This is a genomic window from Mycobacterium sp. 1245111.1 (genome assembly GCF_001673405.1).
GTDB lineage: Bacteria > Actinomycetota > Actinomycetes > Mycobacteriales > Mycobacteriaceae > Mycobacterium.
On sequence record NZ_LZLV01000132.1, the window covers coordinates 1 to 16,263 of the forward strand.

Annotated in this window: 14 protein-coding genes and 1 pseudogene; 5 read left to right on the plus strand and 10 right to left on the minus strand. The window is 63.4% G+C overall.

Going from position 1 to position 16,263, the window contains the following annotated elements; all coding sequences use genetic code 11:
• Positions 1–80: 80 nt before the first annotated feature.
• The 4 genes and pseudogenes from A5658_RS20615 to A5658_RS20630 form a co-directional block, all read left to right on the plus strand.
• A pseudogene (locus tag A5658_RS20615) lies at positions 81–413 on the plus strand (DUF3329 domain-containing protein); the annotation flags it as partial.
• An 11-nt stretch (positions 414–424) separates the two neighbouring features.
• Positions 425–1,177, plus strand: a complete 753-nt coding sequence (locus A5658_RS20620; RefSeq protein WP_067339651.1) for a mannan-binding family protein — start codon at positions 425–427, stop codon at positions 1,175–1,177.
• A gap of 62 nt (positions 1,178–1,239) precedes the next feature.
• Positions 1,240–1,863: a TetR/AcrR family transcriptional regulator gene (locus A5658_RS20625; RefSeq protein WP_067339539.1), complete on the plus strand. Its 624-nt coding sequence runs from the start codon at positions 1,240–1,242 to the stop codon at positions 1,861–1,863.
• 399 nt (positions 1,864–2,262) lie between these two features.
• Positions 2,263–4,014: a DUF4209 domain-containing protein gene (locus tag A5658_RS20630; RefSeq protein ID WP_156751579.1), complete on the plus strand. Its 1,752-nt coding sequence runs from the start codon at positions 2,263–2,265 to the stop codon at positions 4,012–4,014.
• A 288-nt stretch (positions 4,015–4,302) separates the two neighbouring features.
• Here A5658_RS20630 and A5658_RS20635 read toward each other — a convergent pair whose 3' ends face one another.
• The 10 genes from A5658_RS20635 to A5658_RS20680 all read right to left on the minus strand — a co-directional run bounded on the left by A5658_RS20635 (position 4,303) and on the right by A5658_RS20680 (position 15,264).
• Positions 4,303–5,463: a hypothetical protein gene (locus tag A5658_RS20635; RefSeq protein WP_067339541.1), complete on the minus strand. Its 1,161-nt coding sequence runs from the start codon at positions 5,461–5,463 to the stop codon at positions 4,303–4,305.
• Between the two features lie 222 nt (positions 5,464–5,685).
• A complete protein-coding gene (locus A5658_RS28945; RefSeq protein ID WP_156751580.1) occupies positions 5,686–6,834 on the minus strand; it encodes a hypothetical protein in 1,149 nt (382 codons plus the stop codon).
• 117 nt (positions 6,835–6,951) lie between these two features.
• On the minus strand, positions 6,952–8,325 hold the full coding sequence (gene dnaB / locus A5658_RS20645) for a replicative DNA helicase (protein WP_067339545.1): 1,374 nt from the start codon (positions 8,323–8,325) through the stop codon (positions 6,952–6,954).
• A gap of 611 nt (positions 8,326–8,936) precedes the next feature.
• The gene (gene rplI, locus A5658_RS20650) at positions 8,937–9,395 is read right to left on the minus strand and encodes a 50S ribosomal protein L9 (RefSeq protein ID WP_067339547.1); all 459 of its coding nucleotides are present in this window, start codon (positions 9,393–9,395) and stop codon (positions 8,937–8,939) included.
• Between the two features lie 20 nt (positions 9,396–9,415).
• Positions 9,416–9,670 carry a 30S ribosomal protein S18 gene (gene rpsR, locus A5658_RS20655; protein WP_067339549.1) on the minus strand — a complete coding sequence of 85 codons (255 nt, stop codon included), beginning with the start codon at positions 9,668–9,670 and terminating at the stop codon, positions 9,416–9,418.
• A gap of 32 nt (positions 9,671–9,702) precedes the next feature.
• On the minus strand, positions 9,703–10,221 hold the full coding sequence (locus A5658_RS20660; protein ID WP_067339551.1) for a single-stranded DNA-binding protein: 519 nt from the start codon (positions 10,219–10,221) through the stop codon (positions 9,703–9,705).
• 101 nt (positions 10,222–10,322) lie between these two features.
• Positions 10,323–10,613 (minus strand): 30S ribosomal protein S6, encoded by a 291-nt coding sequence (gene rpsF / locus A5658_RS20665; RefSeq protein WP_067339553.1) that lies wholly within the window; start codon positions 10,611–10,613, stop codon positions 10,323–10,325.
• Between the two features lie 85 nt (positions 10,614–10,698).
• Positions 10,699–12,327, minus strand: a complete 1,629-nt coding sequence (locus A5658_RS20670; protein ID WP_067339556.1) for a glycosyltransferase family 87 protein — start codon at positions 12,325–12,327, stop codon at positions 10,699–10,701.
• Positions 12,324–14,837: a transglycosylase domain-containing protein gene (locus A5658_RS20675; protein ID WP_067339557.1), complete on the minus strand. Its 2,514-nt coding sequence runs from the start codon at positions 14,835–14,837 to the stop codon at positions 12,324–12,326. The genes A5658_RS20670 and A5658_RS20675 overlap by 4 nt, the downstream gene beginning before the upstream one ends.
• Positions 14,830–15,264 (minus strand): DUF5318 family protein, encoded by a 435-nt coding sequence (locus A5658_RS20680; RefSeq protein ID WP_067339558.1) that lies wholly within the window; start codon positions 15,262–15,264, stop codon positions 14,830–14,832. The genes A5658_RS20675 and A5658_RS20680 overlap by 8 nt, the downstream gene beginning before the upstream one ends.
• A gap of 94 nt (positions 15,265–15,358) precedes the next feature.
• On the opposite strand from A5658_RS20680, the gene A5658_RS20685 reads away from it, so the two are divergent.
• Entirely contained in the window at positions 15,359–16,261 is a 903-nt protein-coding gene (locus tag A5658_RS20685) for a DUF1707 domain-containing protein (RefSeq protein WP_067339560.1), read from the plus strand.
• Positions 16,262–16,263: the final 2 nt, after the last annotated feature.

Below are 16,263 nucleotides of genomic sequence, written 5' to 3' on the forward strand. Positions count from 1 at the left end.
ATTACGCTCACCAACGGAGACCAGCCGCCGGCTGAGTCCTCAAATCAGAAAGTCTCCGAACTCACCGGGGCGATTCAAATGCGCAAGCATTGACAAGCATCGACTCCAACAACGTCGACCAGAATTTCCGTCAAGTGCTCGACGGCGCGACCGGCGAATTCAAAGACATGTACACCCAGTCAAGCGTCCAACTCCGCCAACTGTTGATCGAGAACAAGGCCACCGCACACGGCGCGGTGGTGGACTCCGCCATTCAGTCCGAATCGCCCCACACTGTAGTTGTGCTGTTGTTCATCGATCAGACCGTCACAAATACCCAGTTGCCGGATCCGCGGATGGATCGCAGCCGAATCAAGATGACGATGCAAAAGGTCGACGGCCGTTGGCTCGCAAGTAAAGTCCAACTGCTGTGACGACCCGGCTAATGGCGACGCTCGCGCTAATTCTCGCCACCGCGGTTTCCAACGCCGGCACTGCGCAGGCCTCGGCGCCTTCATTCTGCGGCGAGCTCGGCGGCGAGTGGGACGGTCTGTACTGCCATACCGCCGTGACTTCCGAGCGAAATGCCACCCGCGACATCAAAGTCGCAGTGCCAGGTGAGTTGATCGACAACCCGACAACTAGCGCAGTGATACGGGACTACCTGCGCACGCTGTTCAGCAACTGGCGAAATGCCAACTTGCACATGGCAGCCGACAGTTACGCTGAAGAGACCTACGAGATCTTCCGACACGGCGGTCTGCTCAGCGCGGTTTTTCACGAGGACTATCACGCCGACGGGCCGAAACCCAACAACGCCTATCGCACCTTCACCTTCGACCTGGCAAGCGGGAAGCGGCTACGACTTGCCGACCTGACCACCGCAGACCCACTCACCGTCATTCCCCCGCTCGCGCAACCATTTATCCAAAGCGCACTCGACGCCGCTCCCCCGGCCCACGATCCCGGTACCTACCCCTTCCTCGTCGACCGATGGCAGCCCGACAAGGTGTACTCCGGCGCATACAAGGCGTGGGCTCTCACACCGGACGAATTGATCCTTTACATGCCGGATTATCCAGTCGGTCACGACGAGCCCATCGACTTCACACCAGGCAGCCTCGTGTGGTTTATGGACGGCGGGGCTGTCCAGGCCCACATACCGCTCGCTGCTCTGGCGTCAGTCATGCGGGTCTAACGCAGCCGATGTGGGGACCGGCGCGGCGAATTGTGGATGGGTCGGGCATCTCCCCGTGAATCGTGCGTAGTCGCGGTTGGGCGGGAGCCACGCCGTCCTCGGACGAGGAGGCAATCGCCCGCATTCTCGATGCAGTAGACCAAGTGGTCGCCGAACAAGGACCGGCGATACGCCTCGCTGACGTCGCCCGCAAACTTGGGGTCACTCGCCAGACCGTGTATCGCTACTTCCCCAACGCTGACGCGCTGCTCATCGCCAGCGCGATGCGCGCGGTCGACGGTTTGATTGACCAGGCTGTACAACGCGTCTGCGGACAGAATGACCCCGTCATTGCTGTCGTCGAATGCGTGTCATTCGGAATCGAGAATCTTGTCGGCGATCCACAACTTGAAAGCCTGCTGACGCGGGTACCGGAGGGTGAAGCTGTTATTTCATTAACCGGCGACACAGCCCTTGCGTTCTGCTTGTCGGTATTCGACCGCCTCGATGTCGATTGGACGCTTCACGGTTTCGACAATCACGCACTCCGTGAGCTGGCCGAAATGACTTTGAGAACAGTGCGATCCCTCCTGACTGACCCTGGGAAGCCGCCGCGTGACGCAGCCGCGCTGCGCCGGTTCGTTGCTCGATGGCTCGGTCCCGCGATCCTCCATCCGAGAATGAAGTCGCTATCGATCTACGAATGACGTCCCGGGCCGCGTCGCCTGATGGGTTTGATAGTTGACGGTGTGGGCTGCCCGTATCCGTGTATCACCGCACATGTGTGCCCGCCGCAGGCCGGGCCCGCTCATCACGCGCGGCGCGGTCACCGCACGGACTGCTAGCCGATAAGGCGTGCTTACGTCAACGGTGAACAAGCGCCGCAGTCGCCCCGCAACCGCGCCGTGGCTACTGGTACGGCGTCGATGCGTGCCCGCCGCTAATCACTAACTATGTCGGCGTGCTTACCGCATATCGCATTGGATACCGGAGTTGCCAGTCAAGTCTTCAATTCTTCAGAGCTCGATGTGGTCAACCGCATGGCTGTCCGCTCATGTCGGATGGTGGTGGTACAACTCCCGTGAGCGGCTCAACGAGGGAGAAAGTTGTCTACGCCAGAGGAATCCGCCACTCGCGACTTGGTTTGGTACGCCGCCGCGATCGATCGCGCCGCGACGGCGGAGAGCGTGTACTCGATGGCTCATGCGATACGTGACGAAGTCGGTATTCCACTATTCGGCGACCTACCGACTGGCGCGACAATCGAACTCAGGGCCGTCTGTTGGGTCTTTGACTACGCGGTCGAATTCGATGGCAAGAACGCTCGACTCGCGCCGCGCGTGGAGTCGAGTGACCAGCCCGACCCACCTCCGATCAAGTCAGTCGACAGCAAGGTCCGTCAGGTTTGGCGCGATCTGCTCGACATCGTCGCGACTGCCCCCGCGCGCGCTCGGATTGCCCACGCACTCTTTCAGTGCGGAGGATCGGCCGGCCCCGCTAACGCGGCGATCGCGGTCGACAACTACATCGCTTCGGCGCAACATTGGCGGCGCCAGCACGACTCTGACGAGTACCTCCGTATCGCGGCTCGGATCGCTCGTATTGTCGGTGACTCGGCCGCAACACAACGGGCCCTTGAGTACTTGCTCGACGGTGCACAGCGCGCCCTTGATGACGAGCCGAGCGACAAGCCTGGCTATGTACTCCGACCCCTTGACTACGCCGTTAACGAGCCTGACTGTCCGGCCCGGGTCGACGAGCTACTAGAACGTGCAGCCGTGGCGCTTGATAACGTTCGCGACCGCGAACGCGCGCTAACGCTGATATCTCAGCGCTGTACCGATAACGAGTGCCGGCGACGGGTCTGGGAGAGGCGCGTAAACAACTTCCTCACCGCAGCCGATAGCGAAACCGGCATCATCAAGATGATCCTTCGGCAAGACGCCTTGAAGTGCGCCGAGACATCGACTTTCAGCGAGCTCAAAGAACTAGCCGCTGCGGCGCTGCAGTCGACCCGGCACGAAGATCTAGGGCTGATGCACGTGCACACCAGCGCCGCGATCTACCAGGAGCACTTCGAGCAGGTCCGGGACCAAATGGCGCAGGGGGCTACCTGGCAGGAAGCGCTCATATCATTCGCCCAATGCGGTCCGCTCAGTGGTGATTACGATCAGAACTGCGCGACAATCGAGCAGCTCCGAGCAGCAGCACCACTGGTGGCATACTTCCCCGACAAGATCCTGGGGCCCGACGGCTTGCCGATCTATGAAGCCATCGACCCAGACGATCGCTTCGATGGTGACCTGACGAAATGGGAGGCACAGGTCATCGGTGGCAATCTCGGGCCGCTCACGGCCGCCCTTCACTCAATTCCCGATCGATTCGGAATTCCTGATCAGGTAGCCCTCGCGGCCTTTCTGAGCCAGTGGCCAACGACGAGTCAATACGTCATGCGAGCAATTACCCTTGGACTGCAACGATTTTGGTGCGGCGACTACGAAGGCGTGGTGTATGCCGCGACGCCGTGGATCGAGGCAGCGATACGCCAAGTAATTCTCGATGCAAATCAGGGCATCTATACGCTTCAGAGTATCCATAAGCCTGGCCAATACCCAGGACTGGGGGCAATGATCGACCTGCTACCCGACCGGTTCACATTGAGCCGCAGCCGATATCGATTCCTCAAAGCGACGCTTACCCATCCGCTTGGAATCAACCTTCGCAACCGGCTGTCGCACGGCATTGAACTCTTTAACAGCTCGCAGGCGGCCGCCCTCGTTCTCCACACTTTGCTCACCGTCACTCTGTTGACCTCGCGAGCCATCTCAGAAGACCTCGAGCGAAGTGACGATGGTTGAAAGCCGGCCCGAACGCCTGCTGGGTGCCCAACGTGAATGACAGACTGGCGCAATATGATTCAATGAATGCTGAGGCCTCCCCAAGCACGGGGAGTTTTGGCTTCGCGCGATGAGGCTCCACAACGCGGCGCCCGGGCACGGTCTAGCGGCGAGATCGTAGAAGCTGTCTTGCCCCTTCTGGCCCTATCGCGCCACTCCCGAAGCGACGCCTTGCTGCACTCACAGGCCCCCGGCGGGGCTAACCACTTCATGCAATGTGGGCGGGCGAGTTGCATTGCAGCTCACTGCTTATTCGTGTGCCAAATGGTTGCTGGCGAACGCAACAGCTTCGTCGCGGAGATCCTCCAGGACGGCGAGTGTTTGATGTGCGTTGCCACCGCGTTGGGGCGCTGTGGCCGCCAGGCGCTCCATCCTTTTGTTCACGTCGTCATCGGACAGTCCAGTCAGCCATGCCGTGAGCACCTCGGGGTTCAGAGAACCGTGAGTCGTGTGGAGGTGCTCGACTAGCTCTCGGCGGCCGTCGGCGGCCGAGAGGCGAAGAGCGTGACTTTTCGCTGCCGTAGTCGATGTGCCAAGTTCGATTGCCCGTCGGTCGTCAGCGTGTGCGACCGAGATGTCGTAGCGCACAGGGAGCGCGGGTTCCGGGGGCTCTCCACCCGTGACCAGGCGAGGCACTGCCTGGTCACGAACCCATGTCGCAATCTCGTCCAGTTCCGTCAGTAGCACAGGCCATTCGTCGGTCCCGGGTCGGTTTATTCCGACGGTCGGGAACAACGTGGCGGGGACCTGCGTGCCTAAGGGCGTCTCGGCAATAACGTCGCCGGCGCGTAGAGGGCCTTTCTGGCCACGGGGCAGCTCCTCGATTGACCGCGGCACGTTGGCGTCCTCGTACATTCCTGCTAGGCCGACAGCCACCACGGCGGGTGTTCGGTGCTTGGCGTGGTTCGTGTGGCTCACCAACCGTGCCAATGGATGTAGCTCTGGATTTACGTGGCGATGAAACGGTTGCAGTGCTGCGATCCGTCGGACAAGTTCGCTTCCAGCCTGAAGTGATGGCGACCCGTTCTTGCGCCGCTTCTTTTTCCATTCCTCGAAGGCTTCCCACGACTCCGCAGCGGGCATCTCAACTAGCTTGGCAGCTTTCTCATTAACTGGTCCGTCGAGATACTCAACCTCCGCGAACAGCACGTGCTCGATGGAGGCACGCATGGTTACGAGTGCATCTGCGACCAACAGAGGGAGTTTGCGAGGTATGGGCGCTACCCCGTCCACCACTGTTCTGCTTACCGATCCGTGTCGGACTTCGCGCAGGCGGACGATGCCGCCCTCCTGTGTTTGGTAGGGGTAAAGCAGATTGCTTATCTGCCCGATCAGCTCATCCGCGTGGGAAAGGGTTGCCGCGACACCGAGGTGTCGATCGGGGAGCCATTCGTACGCAGACCGAGCCATTTGACTGATTTTAGTTTCTGCGATGGTTCTAGCTGGCCAGGACCGCGACAGCTAAAGGCGAATACCCTGCGCATCGTGTCATGTCGTGTCGTGTCGTGAACGGTGCTACTAAGCGACGGGGGCAGCAATCGGATCCTGATCTGCTGCATGAGTAGGTCAGTATTCAATAAGTCGGGTTTCCGGCGAATGTCGCCGTATTGCCTAACCGCGTGCACTGCATCACTATTCGACCAGTCCTAGTCCACCGAAAGCTGCACTGTCCCACCGCCGCGCGAGGAGTGCACCACCGCTGGCGACCTCGGCCTGAGGATCTAAATACGCCCGACGTGCGCCAATAAAGCACAGATCTGTCGGCAAGGAGGCCGTCGCCGGTCGTTCGCTGCTGGTGCAGTCAGTGTCGGTAAGTTGCGCAACAATGTCTCGGATTCGCGGCGCGATCATTTCGGTGTCGCGGCAGTCGATCCAGCATAAGAACGCGTACGAAATCCGGTCCGCATGGCAATAGTCGGTTGCGATGACCGACTTGCCGATGCCTGTATGTCCAGCGAGCACAACCAGTTTGGGGACTTCGCGGGTGTCATCCGTGGCCAGGTGTTCGACAATCTCGTCCAGGATCGCCATACGGGCGACAGTCGAGCCGTAGTTGGGGATGCCCGACATCGGGAGTCCCCAATCAAATCCGCCGGCAAGTTGGGCCATCCGCGCGTCAGGCATATGAACTTTGGCGAGAAGATCGAGTGCGGTTATCCGAGCGGGTTCTAGGCCAGCTGCCGCGTCGAAGATGAAATCGAGCACGAGTCCGACAAGCAGCCGCGCTGTCGTAAGTCCTTGTTTGAGCCTTCCAATCCTTCGAAAGTGTCGGACCAGCCGGGCGATTGAACTGCGGAGTTCTGCCGGTGTGCGATCATCTACGGCCAGAAACACCTGTCGTGGGTCGGCACCCCGTGGTGGCTGCGGACCCTCAGCCCACGTGTAGGTCGTCGCCGGACCGTCGGCGTCAGCTATTACGCACTCGCAGGCCAAACCAGGCGATAAATGCTTGTTGGTCAATAACGTCGAATTATCGGCTGGATGGACGAGTAATCGGTCCAGAGCGGCTCGTGCGTCGGCCGGTTGCAGCAAGTACTGGTCGGCCTTGGTGGTGGCCTTGACTTGGAGCTGATGAACCGCGGCATCGTCGAGTTCGACTGCGAAATCGACGATGTCGTCGTCCGCGTCGTTGACGCTTTTGAATAGCGGTTCGACGACTAAGGTGGTACGCGCAATCAAGTCGGGGTGTTCGCGTAGGTATCTGAGAAAGTACTCCACTGTCGCGAGGTACTGGTACCGAAGGCCGTAAGCCGCGATGGAACCTCCACCGAGGGTAGTCATCGTCTCATCGGAGTGATGGTGGTCCCGTAACTCGCTCGTCTCACTTAGATGTCCAATTGGACACGCGGTGGACATTTCATTTAAGAATTGGACACGGGATTTGAGAACCTACTACAACTACCGCGCCATGTTGGCGAAGCGAGACAGATGAAGTTGATGAGCGACCGTCACCGTCTTGGTCGGGCCATTACGGTGCTTGGCCAGAATCAAATCCGCCTCACCGCCGCGCGGATCGTCGCGTTCGAACGCGTCGGGCCGATTCAGCAGGATGACCATGTCCGCATCCTGTTCTAGCGATCCCGATTCGCGAAGGTCGGACAGCATCGGCTTCTTGTCGGTGCGCTGCTCGGGACCACGGTTCAGCTGGCTGATGGCCACCACGGGAACTTCGAGCTCCTTGGCCAAAAGCTTGAGGTGCCTTGAGAATTCGGACACCTCGATCTGTCGCGACTCGACCTTCTTGCCCGACGTCATCAGCTGCAGGTAGTCGACGACGACCAGCCGCAGGTCGGCCTTCTGCTTCAGCCGGCGCGCCTTGGCGCGGATCTCCATCATCGTCAGGTTCGGCGAATCATCGATGTACAAAGGCGCTTCGCTGATTTCGCTCATCCGGCGCGCGAGCCGCGTCCAGTCGTCGTCGCTCATCCGGCCCGACCGCATGTCGCCCAGCTTGATCTTTGCCTCTGCGGACAGCAGCCGCATGACGATCTCGGACTTGCTCATTTCGAGCGAGAAGATGACGCTGGCCATCCGGTTCTTGATCGAGCACGACCGCATGAAATCGAGTCCCAGGGTGCTTTTGCCCACGCCGGGCCTGGCCGCGACGATGATCATCTGCCCCGCGTGCAGGCCGTTGGTGACTTCGTCGAGTTCGGTGAATCCCGTTGGCACACCGCGAGCTATCCCGCCGTTGGAGGCGATCGCGTCGATCTCGTCCATCGTCGGCTGCAACAGGTCTTCCAGCGGGACGAAGTCCTCCGACATCCGCCGCTCGGTGACCTCGTACATCTCGGCCTGCGCGCGGTCGACGACCTCTGCGACATCGGCACCCTCCGCGCCGGCGTAGCCGTACTGCACCACCCGAGTTCCCGCCTCGACCAACCGTCGCAGCAGTGCCTTCTCCGCGACGATCCCCGCGTAGTAGCCCGCGTTGGCCGCGGTCGGCACCGTCGAGATCAACGTGTGTAGATAGGGCGCCCCGCCGATTCGGCGCAGCAGACCGCGGCGGTCCAACTCCGCGGCGACCGTCACCGCGTCGGCCGGCTCACCGCGACCGTAGAGATCCAGGATGGCGTCGTAGACATTCTGGTGCGCCGGCCGGTAGAAGTCGCTGGGCCGCAGCCGCTCGAGCACGTCGGCGATCGCGTCCTTGCTCAGCAGCATGCCGCCCAACACCGACTGCTCGGCGGCAAGATCCTGGGGCGGCTGACGGCCGTAGTCCTCGCTGGGAGCTCCGGTATCCGGCCGACCCAAATCATCAACGACAGCCACTAAACTCCCGCCTCCTCCGCGCCGTTCGAACGCACATTCGACGCCAACGCCACGACGTTAGGTCACACCACCGACACCGCTCGACTCAGCCCGGCCGCCCGACTCACCCCCACCATTGGGGGATCCCCCACCCCGGGCGGATCGACAGCCTTCACCCTCGTGACCGACTCGGCTCGCGGACGGCGGGACACCCACCACGGGCCGGGTAGTCGATCTTCGAACGCCAGCATCACCTCACGACGGGTCGACGTTAAAGGTTGCTGGCGCCGACTCCAAACGCGGTTGTTCATAGACCTGTGCATGGTGTGTGCATATCCGTCTGCGCCCGTGTTGAGGGGGTGTGGAGAACTTGTGGAGCAATATGCGCCGTTGCTACATCACTGCAGATAAGCGGACCACACACCTGCGTATTTCGTGTGGATGGGAATTCCATCGGCGTGTCGTACGGGGTTGCCACTTCGGGCGTGTTGTGTTTCAGCCGATCATTACCGGCGTTAACGGACGGTAACGTTCGCTAACGGTTGCTAGCGAGTATGAGTTCGCTGTGCGGACACCAAAAACCCCCGGGGCTGCCGATTCGGGCGACCACCGGGGGTTACTGGTTAGAGCGGTCAGGCTTCCGCGACGACGTCGAGTGAGACCTTGACGTCGACGTCGGGGTGCACATGCAAAGTGATCGGGTGGCTGCCAACAGCCTTGATGTGGCTCTTGGGCAACCGCACCACGCGCTTGTCGAGATTCGGGCCGCCGGCCTTGCGGATCGCCGTGACGACGGCGCTGGTGGTAACCGAGCCGAACAGCTTGCCCGAATCGCCGGCCGTCTTCACCGGGAGCGAGACAGTTCCCAAGCCCTCGATGGCGGCCTTGATTTCGTTGGCGTGCTCGAGGTCGCGGACCTGCTTGGTGTCGCGGGCGCGACGGATGTCGTCGGCCTGCTTCTGCGCGCCGCGCGACGCGACGATCGCCAGGCCACGCGGCAACAGGAAGTTGCGGCCGTAGCCGTCCTTGACTTCGACGGTCTCGCCCACGGAACCGAGGTGGTCCACGTCGGCAGTCAAAATGAGCTTCATTGTTCTGCTGATTCCGTTCTCTACCGCGTCGACGACGTGAAGGGCAGCAACGCAACCTCGCGGGCGTTCTTGACCGCGAGCGCGACGTCACGCTGGTGCTGGACGCAGTTGCCGGTCACCCGGCGGGCACGGATCTTGCCGCGCTCGCTGATATAGGTCCGCAGCAACTGGGTGTCCTTGTAATCGATGTCCTGGCCCTTTTTGGAGCAGAACACACACTTGCGGGTCTTGATCGGCTTTTCCGGTGCCGGACGCCGCTTGGTGGACTTCGCCATGTCTTTCTCTTTCGTTCTGTCGTTTCGAAGTTTTAGAAGGGGGGCTCGTCGTCGCCGCCGCCGAACGAACCCGATGCCGGGGCGCTGCCCCACGGGTCGTCGCCGCCGGCGCTGCCGCCGCCGCCCTGGGGTGCTGCCTGGCTGCGCGATCCTCCGCCGCCGAAGCCGCCACCACCACCGCCGCTGCGGCTGGCCTTGTTCACCTTGGCCGTGGCGTACTTCAGTGACGGGCCGATCTCGTCGACCTCGAGCTCAACGACGGTGCGCTTCTCGCCCTCACGGGTCTCGAACGAACGCTGCTTGAGTCGTCCGCTCACGATCACGCGCGAGCCACGGGTGAGACTCTCAGCCACGTTCTCGGCAGCCTCCCGCCAGATGTTGCAGCGGAGGAACAGCGCTTCGCCGTCCTTCCACTCGTTGGTCTGACGGTCGAATATCCGCGGGGTCGACGCCACCGTGAAGTTCGCGACGGCCGCGCCCGACGGCGTGAAACGCAGTTCGGGGTCGGCAGTCAGGTTTCCGATAACCGTGATGACAGTGTCACCAGCCACTGAGACCTCCTAGGTCCGGATGGGTCAAGCTCCGAGTCGGCGAATAGTCCACGCTGAGCCTACGCAAGCGGTCAGACGCGACGTGGCCATTCGCCCACAGGTCAGTGCTTGTCGGTGCGCATCACCTTGGTGCGAAGCACCGACTCGTTCAGGCTGAGCTGACGGTCGAGCTCGGACACCGTCGCGGGGGCGGCTTTGAGATCGATCACCGCGTAAATGCCTTCGGCATGCTTGGCGATCTCGTAGGCCAGCCGGCGCTTGCCCCAGATGTCGACCTTTTCCACCGTTCCACCGTCCTTGCGGACGACGTTCAGGAACGTCTCCAAAGACGGAGCTACGGTGCGCTCGTCGAGGGTGGGGTCGAGGATGACCATTAATTCGTATGGACGCATGGGAACCTCATCACCTCCTATGGTCGTGTGCGGCCACGGGAATCCCCGTGGCAGGAGGGTCGCCTGCGTCGGCAACCGTCGTAGGTTACCGGACGGCGGCCGGGCTTGCGAAATGCTGAGCGGCCGCGGCCCGCTGCAGCCCAGCTGGTCGAAGCCATCCGGGCAGCCACGGCGGTGGCGCGTCGGGCGCGCGGTCGAACACGCCGCCGCCCGGATCGTCGACCCGTCCGCCCCAGCGGACCAGGTCTTCCGTCGGCCGGTAGATCTGGCGGACCACCAGCGCGCACAACACCAGCACCGCGACGTCGCGCAGCAGCACCGTGGTGGTGAACCACTGCTGAGGCAACCCGCGGTCGGGCACGCTGTAGAGGTAGTACATCCGAGGCACCCACACCAGCGCGTCGATAGTCATCCACGCCAACAGGATTCGCCGATGCGGCAGCGCCAACACCGCCAACGGCACCAGCCACAGCGAGAACTGCGGGCTCCACACCTTGTTGGTCAACAGGAATGCGGCCACCACCAGAAACGCCAACTGGGCCACCCGTGGCCGCCGCGGCGCCGTCAGCGCGATGTAACCGATTGCCGCACAAGATAATCCGAACAGCATCAGCACAACCATGTTCAGGTTGCCCGGCGGCTGCCAGAAACCCAGGTCCGTATCGAAGCCCTGCCAGCCGGTCAACGACTTGACGACGTTGTAGAGCGAATCCATGTCGTCGCCGCGACGGGCGTTCAGCCGGAAGAACTCCGACCAGCCCCGCGGAAACAGCACCAGCACCGGCAGATTCACCAGCAACCACGCCAGCGCCGCCGCGGCCCCGGTGCGGACCACGCCGCGGAACCGTCCGGTCCGGATGCCCAACACCAGCAGCGGGCCGAGCAGTAACAGCGGATACAGCTTGGCGGCGCCGCCCAAACCGATCAGCATCCCGGCCAGCACCGGCCGTCGTCGCGCCCAGGCCAGCAGTCCGCCGAGCGCCAAAGCCGTTGCCAACGCGTCGAAGTTGGTGAAGATCTGGAAGATCACCAACGGCGACGCCCCCACCAGGGCGGCGTCCCACACCCGGCGACCGGCCAGGCCCGCGGTGGCCCACACGGTGGCCAGCCAGGCCAGCGCCAACCCGAGCGCGGAGACGTCGAAGAACACCACGACCTCGGCGATAACCGGCAATGGGATGATTCTGCTCATCGTGGTGTAGGTCTTGGCCAACGACATCGCCACGTACTGGTACAGCCCGGTGAGCACCGGATACTCCATGTAGCGCACCGCGGGCTTGCCGTCGTAGCGGGTCTGGGGCCGGCCGCTGCCGTCCTTCTCGATCCAACTCGACTTGTACGGAAAACGCCCCTGGCTCAACAACTCTGCGCCATATAGCGGAACAGTGTCGGAATAGCAGAGCTCGTAGTAGGCCCGCTGGTTCTGCCAGTTGGCGACGCGCTGATCGCCCGGTCCGGTGCCGACGGTCTGCAGGCAGGCCGCCTTGGTCGACCAGCCCAGCGCCAGGAACACCAGCGCGATCAGGAACATCACCCGCAGCGGTGTCAGGACCCTGGTCCGCCCGATGATCGCGTGCCGGCCGACCGGTCCGCCTACGGCGTTGGATAGGGCCGCGCCCAGAAAGTCGTTGCGGCTCGGGCAATCCCGGTCATCGGCGGAGCGCAGATCGTCGGCCAACCGCCGCGGTGAGATGTCGGCGCGATCGAGGGTCACGGCGGGGGCGGCGGTCCCGGCTCGGGCGGACCTCCGGGCGCAGGTATCGGCACCGGTGCCGGCGCGACGGGCACGGTGGTCGGCGGCCCGATCGGAATCGTGATGCCCGGGGCGATCTCCATGGTGGGCTGGATGACCGTCATCTGCGGCGGCTGTGGTGGCGGTGGTGGCGCGGCCGGCACCCCGGCATAGCCGCCGATCTCGGTCGGCTTGGGGAAGGTTTCGTTGGTGGTGCCCTTGAGCGCTCCGTCCATCGTCGCCTTCCAAATGTCCGATGGCAGACCGGAACCGTAGACCGCGGCGCCGCCCTTGGTCACCAGCGGAATGTCGCCTTTGACCGTGCCGACCCACACCGCAGTCGACAGCGACGGGGTGTAGCCGACCATCCAGGCGTCCTTGTCGGCGTCGGTGTCACCGAACTGCGTGGTGCCCGTCTTGGACGCCGACGGACGCCCGCCGGCGAGCGCGTGGCCTCGCGAGTACGACGCGATCGGCTGCATCGCCGACGTGACGTTGTCGGCGACATCCTTGGGGATGCGCTGCTCACCGTTGTTGTCGGAGCCGGCGGCGTCGAACAGCACTTTGCCGTCGGCGTTGATCACCTTCTGCACGAAGTGCGGGCGGTGATAGATGCCGGAGTCGGCCAGCGTGGCATACGCCGAGGCCATGTCGATCGGCCGGGTTTGGTACTGGCCCAACACAATTCCGTTGTTGGGCGGGCCGCCCTTGCCGTCTTCGGACAGCGTGTGCGGCACACCGGGGAAGCTGTCGGCGATACCGGCCTGGTGGGCGGCTTTGGCCACGTCCTCCGGGCCGTTCTTCAGCTTGAGCATCAGCCGGTAATAGGAGGTGTTCAGCGAACGCTTGAGCGCCTCGGCGATGTTGCAGACCCCGCAGCCTTCGCCCTCGACGTTGGTGATCTTGATGCCGTTGACCGTCAACGGCGAGCTGTCCACCTGGTAGCCCAGGCCGATGCCCTGCTCGAGCGCGGCGATCAACGCGAACACCTTGAACGACGACCCGGTCTGCAATCCGGCTTGGGCGAAGTCGAATCCGTGCGCGTCCGCGCCCCCGTAGTAGGCCTTCACCGCGCCGTTGTGCGGATCGATCGACACCACCGCGGTCCGCATGTCGGCGTTCTGCCCGGCCAAATATTTCGCCACCGCATCCTCGGCGGCCTTCTGCGCCGTCGGGTCGATCGTGGTGGTGATCTGTAGCCCCTGGGTGTTGAGCGTCTGCTCGTCGATGTTGAAGAGCTCCATCAGCTCTTTAGTCACCTGGCGCTGGATCAGGCCGTTGGGTCCGGTGGTCTGGTTCTCCTCGCGTGCCCGCTCGGGCGGCACCGTCGGCGGGAACTGCTGAGCTGCGCGGTCTTTCGCCGTCAGGGCCTTGTCGTCGACCATTCCGTCGAGCACCCAGTTCCAGCGGCCCTGAGCACCCACCATGTTCACCGCGGGGTCTAACGTGGACGGGCGCTGGATCAGCGCGGCCAACAGCGCGCCGTCGGCGACGGTGAGTTGTTCGACGGGTTTGTCGAAGTAGGCGCGCGACGCCGCGGAGATGCCGTATGCGCCGCGGCCGAAGTAAATGATGTTCAGATAAGCCTGCAGCACATCATCTTTGGACCACTCACCCGTCATCTTGGTGGCGATGACGAGTTCCTTGGCTTTGCGGATCAGGCCGCCGACCCCGGCGCGCTGCGCTCCGACCAACGCGTTCTTGACGTACTGCTGGGTGATCGTGGAACCACCTTGGGTGTCGCCGCCGAAGATGTTGTTCTTGAACGCCCGCGCGAACCCGGTGAATGAGAAGCCGGGGTTGGAGTAGAAGTTGCGGTCTTCGGCCGCGATCACCGCCTGGCGAACGTGTACCGGCACCTGATCGATGTTGACGTCGACCCGGTTGCCTTCGGGCGGAACGATTTTCCCAAGCTCGGAGCCGTCGCTGGCCAGGATCGTCGAGACCTGGTTGGTGCGGATGTCACCGGGTTTGGGGATGTCGACGATGAAGTAGGCCATTGCGAATGTGACGATTGGCAACAGCAGAATCACGACGGCGCTGACGACGATCCCGCGCCGGACCCACGCCCAGTTGACGTGCTCCAGCCACTCCCAGTCGAGGCGCTGGGCCCAACCCGGGAGCGGCGGCTTCTTGGGCGGCGGGCCGACCGGACGCTTCGGTGGGCCGCTCGGCGGGCCGGTCGGTGGCGGCGGTCCAGCGCTGGCGGGTTTGCGCGGAGGTGACTTGGCGTCCAGCGCAGCCGAAGCCATCTCCAGCGGGTCGCGCCGTGACGTGGGTCGGCCGTCCAGCGCGGCCTTCACCGCGTCGATCGGGTCCTTGAAACGGTTCGGCACATCGTCCTTCACCGGCGGAAGGATCGTGGTGAGCCGATCATCCGGAGGGACGGGGGGCCTGCGAGAGGTGTGCCGCGGCTGCTTCGACCCGCCATCAGCCCCTGACCCTTTCGGGCTACCAGCGGCTGAGTGGTCTTGCTGCCCTTCGTTATTCACTGGCCGTGCGGGCGCCGTCGCGCGCCGTCCGGGTGCTGCGTGACTTGCGCGGCGGACGAGCCGCGGGTGTCATGCCGAGCACATACGACTTGACCAAGTGATTCCAACTGCAGGTTCGGCATACCTCCACCACGTGTACCGAGAACTCTTCGAACCGCGACGCTAGCAACACCAACTCTTCGGCCGTCCGCGCAGACCCCGACACGGCGCCGAGATGGTCGCCGAACACCCACGACACGAGCGTGAGCTGCTCCTTGCGGCAGATCGGGCACATGACCGAGCTGACCTTGCCGTGGAATTTGGCCGCGCGAAGCAGATAGGGGTTGGCGTCGCAGACTTCAGTGACGCCGGTGCGGCCGGAATAGACCTCGGCCAGCAGCGACCGACGCCGAAGCGCATAGTCCACTACCTGTCGCTGCAACCGCACGATGACCAGAGTACGTCCGCTCCGGCGGTGCGGAGAGGTAGGTCGGTCACGTTTCCGGTCCGGGACAGATTGACTTCGGCTCTAGGATCAGCGCGTGGTTAAGTGGCTTGGGACGCCCGCTGCTCGCGGCGATACCAGGGGAACCCGTGCCCGGGACGCCGACCGACAGGACGCCTGTCGGCTCTTGGACGACGCCCTCAGCAGTGGCGAGCTATCGATGGAAGAACACCGCGAGCGCGTCGGCGCCGCCACCAATGCAGTCACGTTGGGCGACCTGCGGGACCTGGTCGACGACTTGCAATCCGACGGCGGCGCGGCGTCCGCACTTCAGTCACCGGACGGATACGCCGGGCTGTTGGGGTTTGTTCGCGCCCGAACCAGGCGCCGCGGGCGGCGGCCTCTGGTCGTCGCGTTGCTCGCGGGACTCGTGCTCGGCCTCGGGATCGGCTGGGGTATCTACAGCGACGCCAGTTCGCCGTTCCAGGTCGCCTCGGATCCGGGTGCGAGGCCCGATGGTGTGGCGCCGGTGGTGCTCAAGCCGCCCACGCAACTGCACTCGGTTGGCGGCCTGACCGGCCTGATCGAGCAGACCCGCAAGCGGTTCGGCAACGTCGTCGGCTACCGACTGCTCGTCTACCCGACGTACGCCTCGCTCGATCGACCGGACCCGTCCGACGACCGGCGGATCCTCGCCTCGGACTATCGCGGCGGCTGGGACGACCCGACGAACAAGGCCAAGACCAGCACCGACGCGCCGGACCCGGTGGACCTGAGCGCGTTCGACATACCGATCGTGGTCGGCATTTTGCGCGGCGCCCCCGACACCCTGCACATCAAACGGGCCGAGGTGACGAACACCTACCTGATCATCGAACCCGCGCCCAGGCCCGTCACGCCGGGTGCGCTGTCGCTGTCGGTGTACGTCTCCAGCGACTACGCCAGCGGGTCGCTCACCTTCGCCGGCGACGGCACCATCAAACGGGTGGACCTGCAATAGCG

Excerpts from the sequence above, each read along its gene's own strand:
- A5658_RS20635 (WP_067339541.1), bottom strand. The coding sequence starts at position 5,463 with ATGGCTCGGTCTGCGTACGAATGGCTCCCCGATCGACACCTCGGTGTC.
- rplI (WP_067339547.1), bottom strand. The coding sequence starts at position 9,395 with ATGAAGCTCATTTTGACTGCCGACGTGGACCACCTCGGTTCCGTGGGC.
- A5658_RS20620 (WP_067339651.1), top strand. The coding sequence starts at position 425 with ATGGCGACGCTCGCGCTAATTCTCGCCACCGCGGTTTCCAACGCCGGC.
- rpsF (WP_067339553.1), bottom strand. The coding sequence starts at position 10,613 with ATGCGTCCATACGAATTAATGGTCATCCTCGACCCCACCCTCGACGAG.
- A5658_RS28945 (WP_156751580.1), bottom strand. The coding sequence starts at position 6,834 with ATGACTACCCTCGGTGGAGGTTCCATCGCGGCTTACGGCCTTCGGTAC.
- rpsR (WP_067339549.1), bottom strand. The coding sequence starts at position 9,670 with ATGGCGAAGTCCACCAAGCGGCGTCCGGCACCGGAAAAGCCGATCAAG.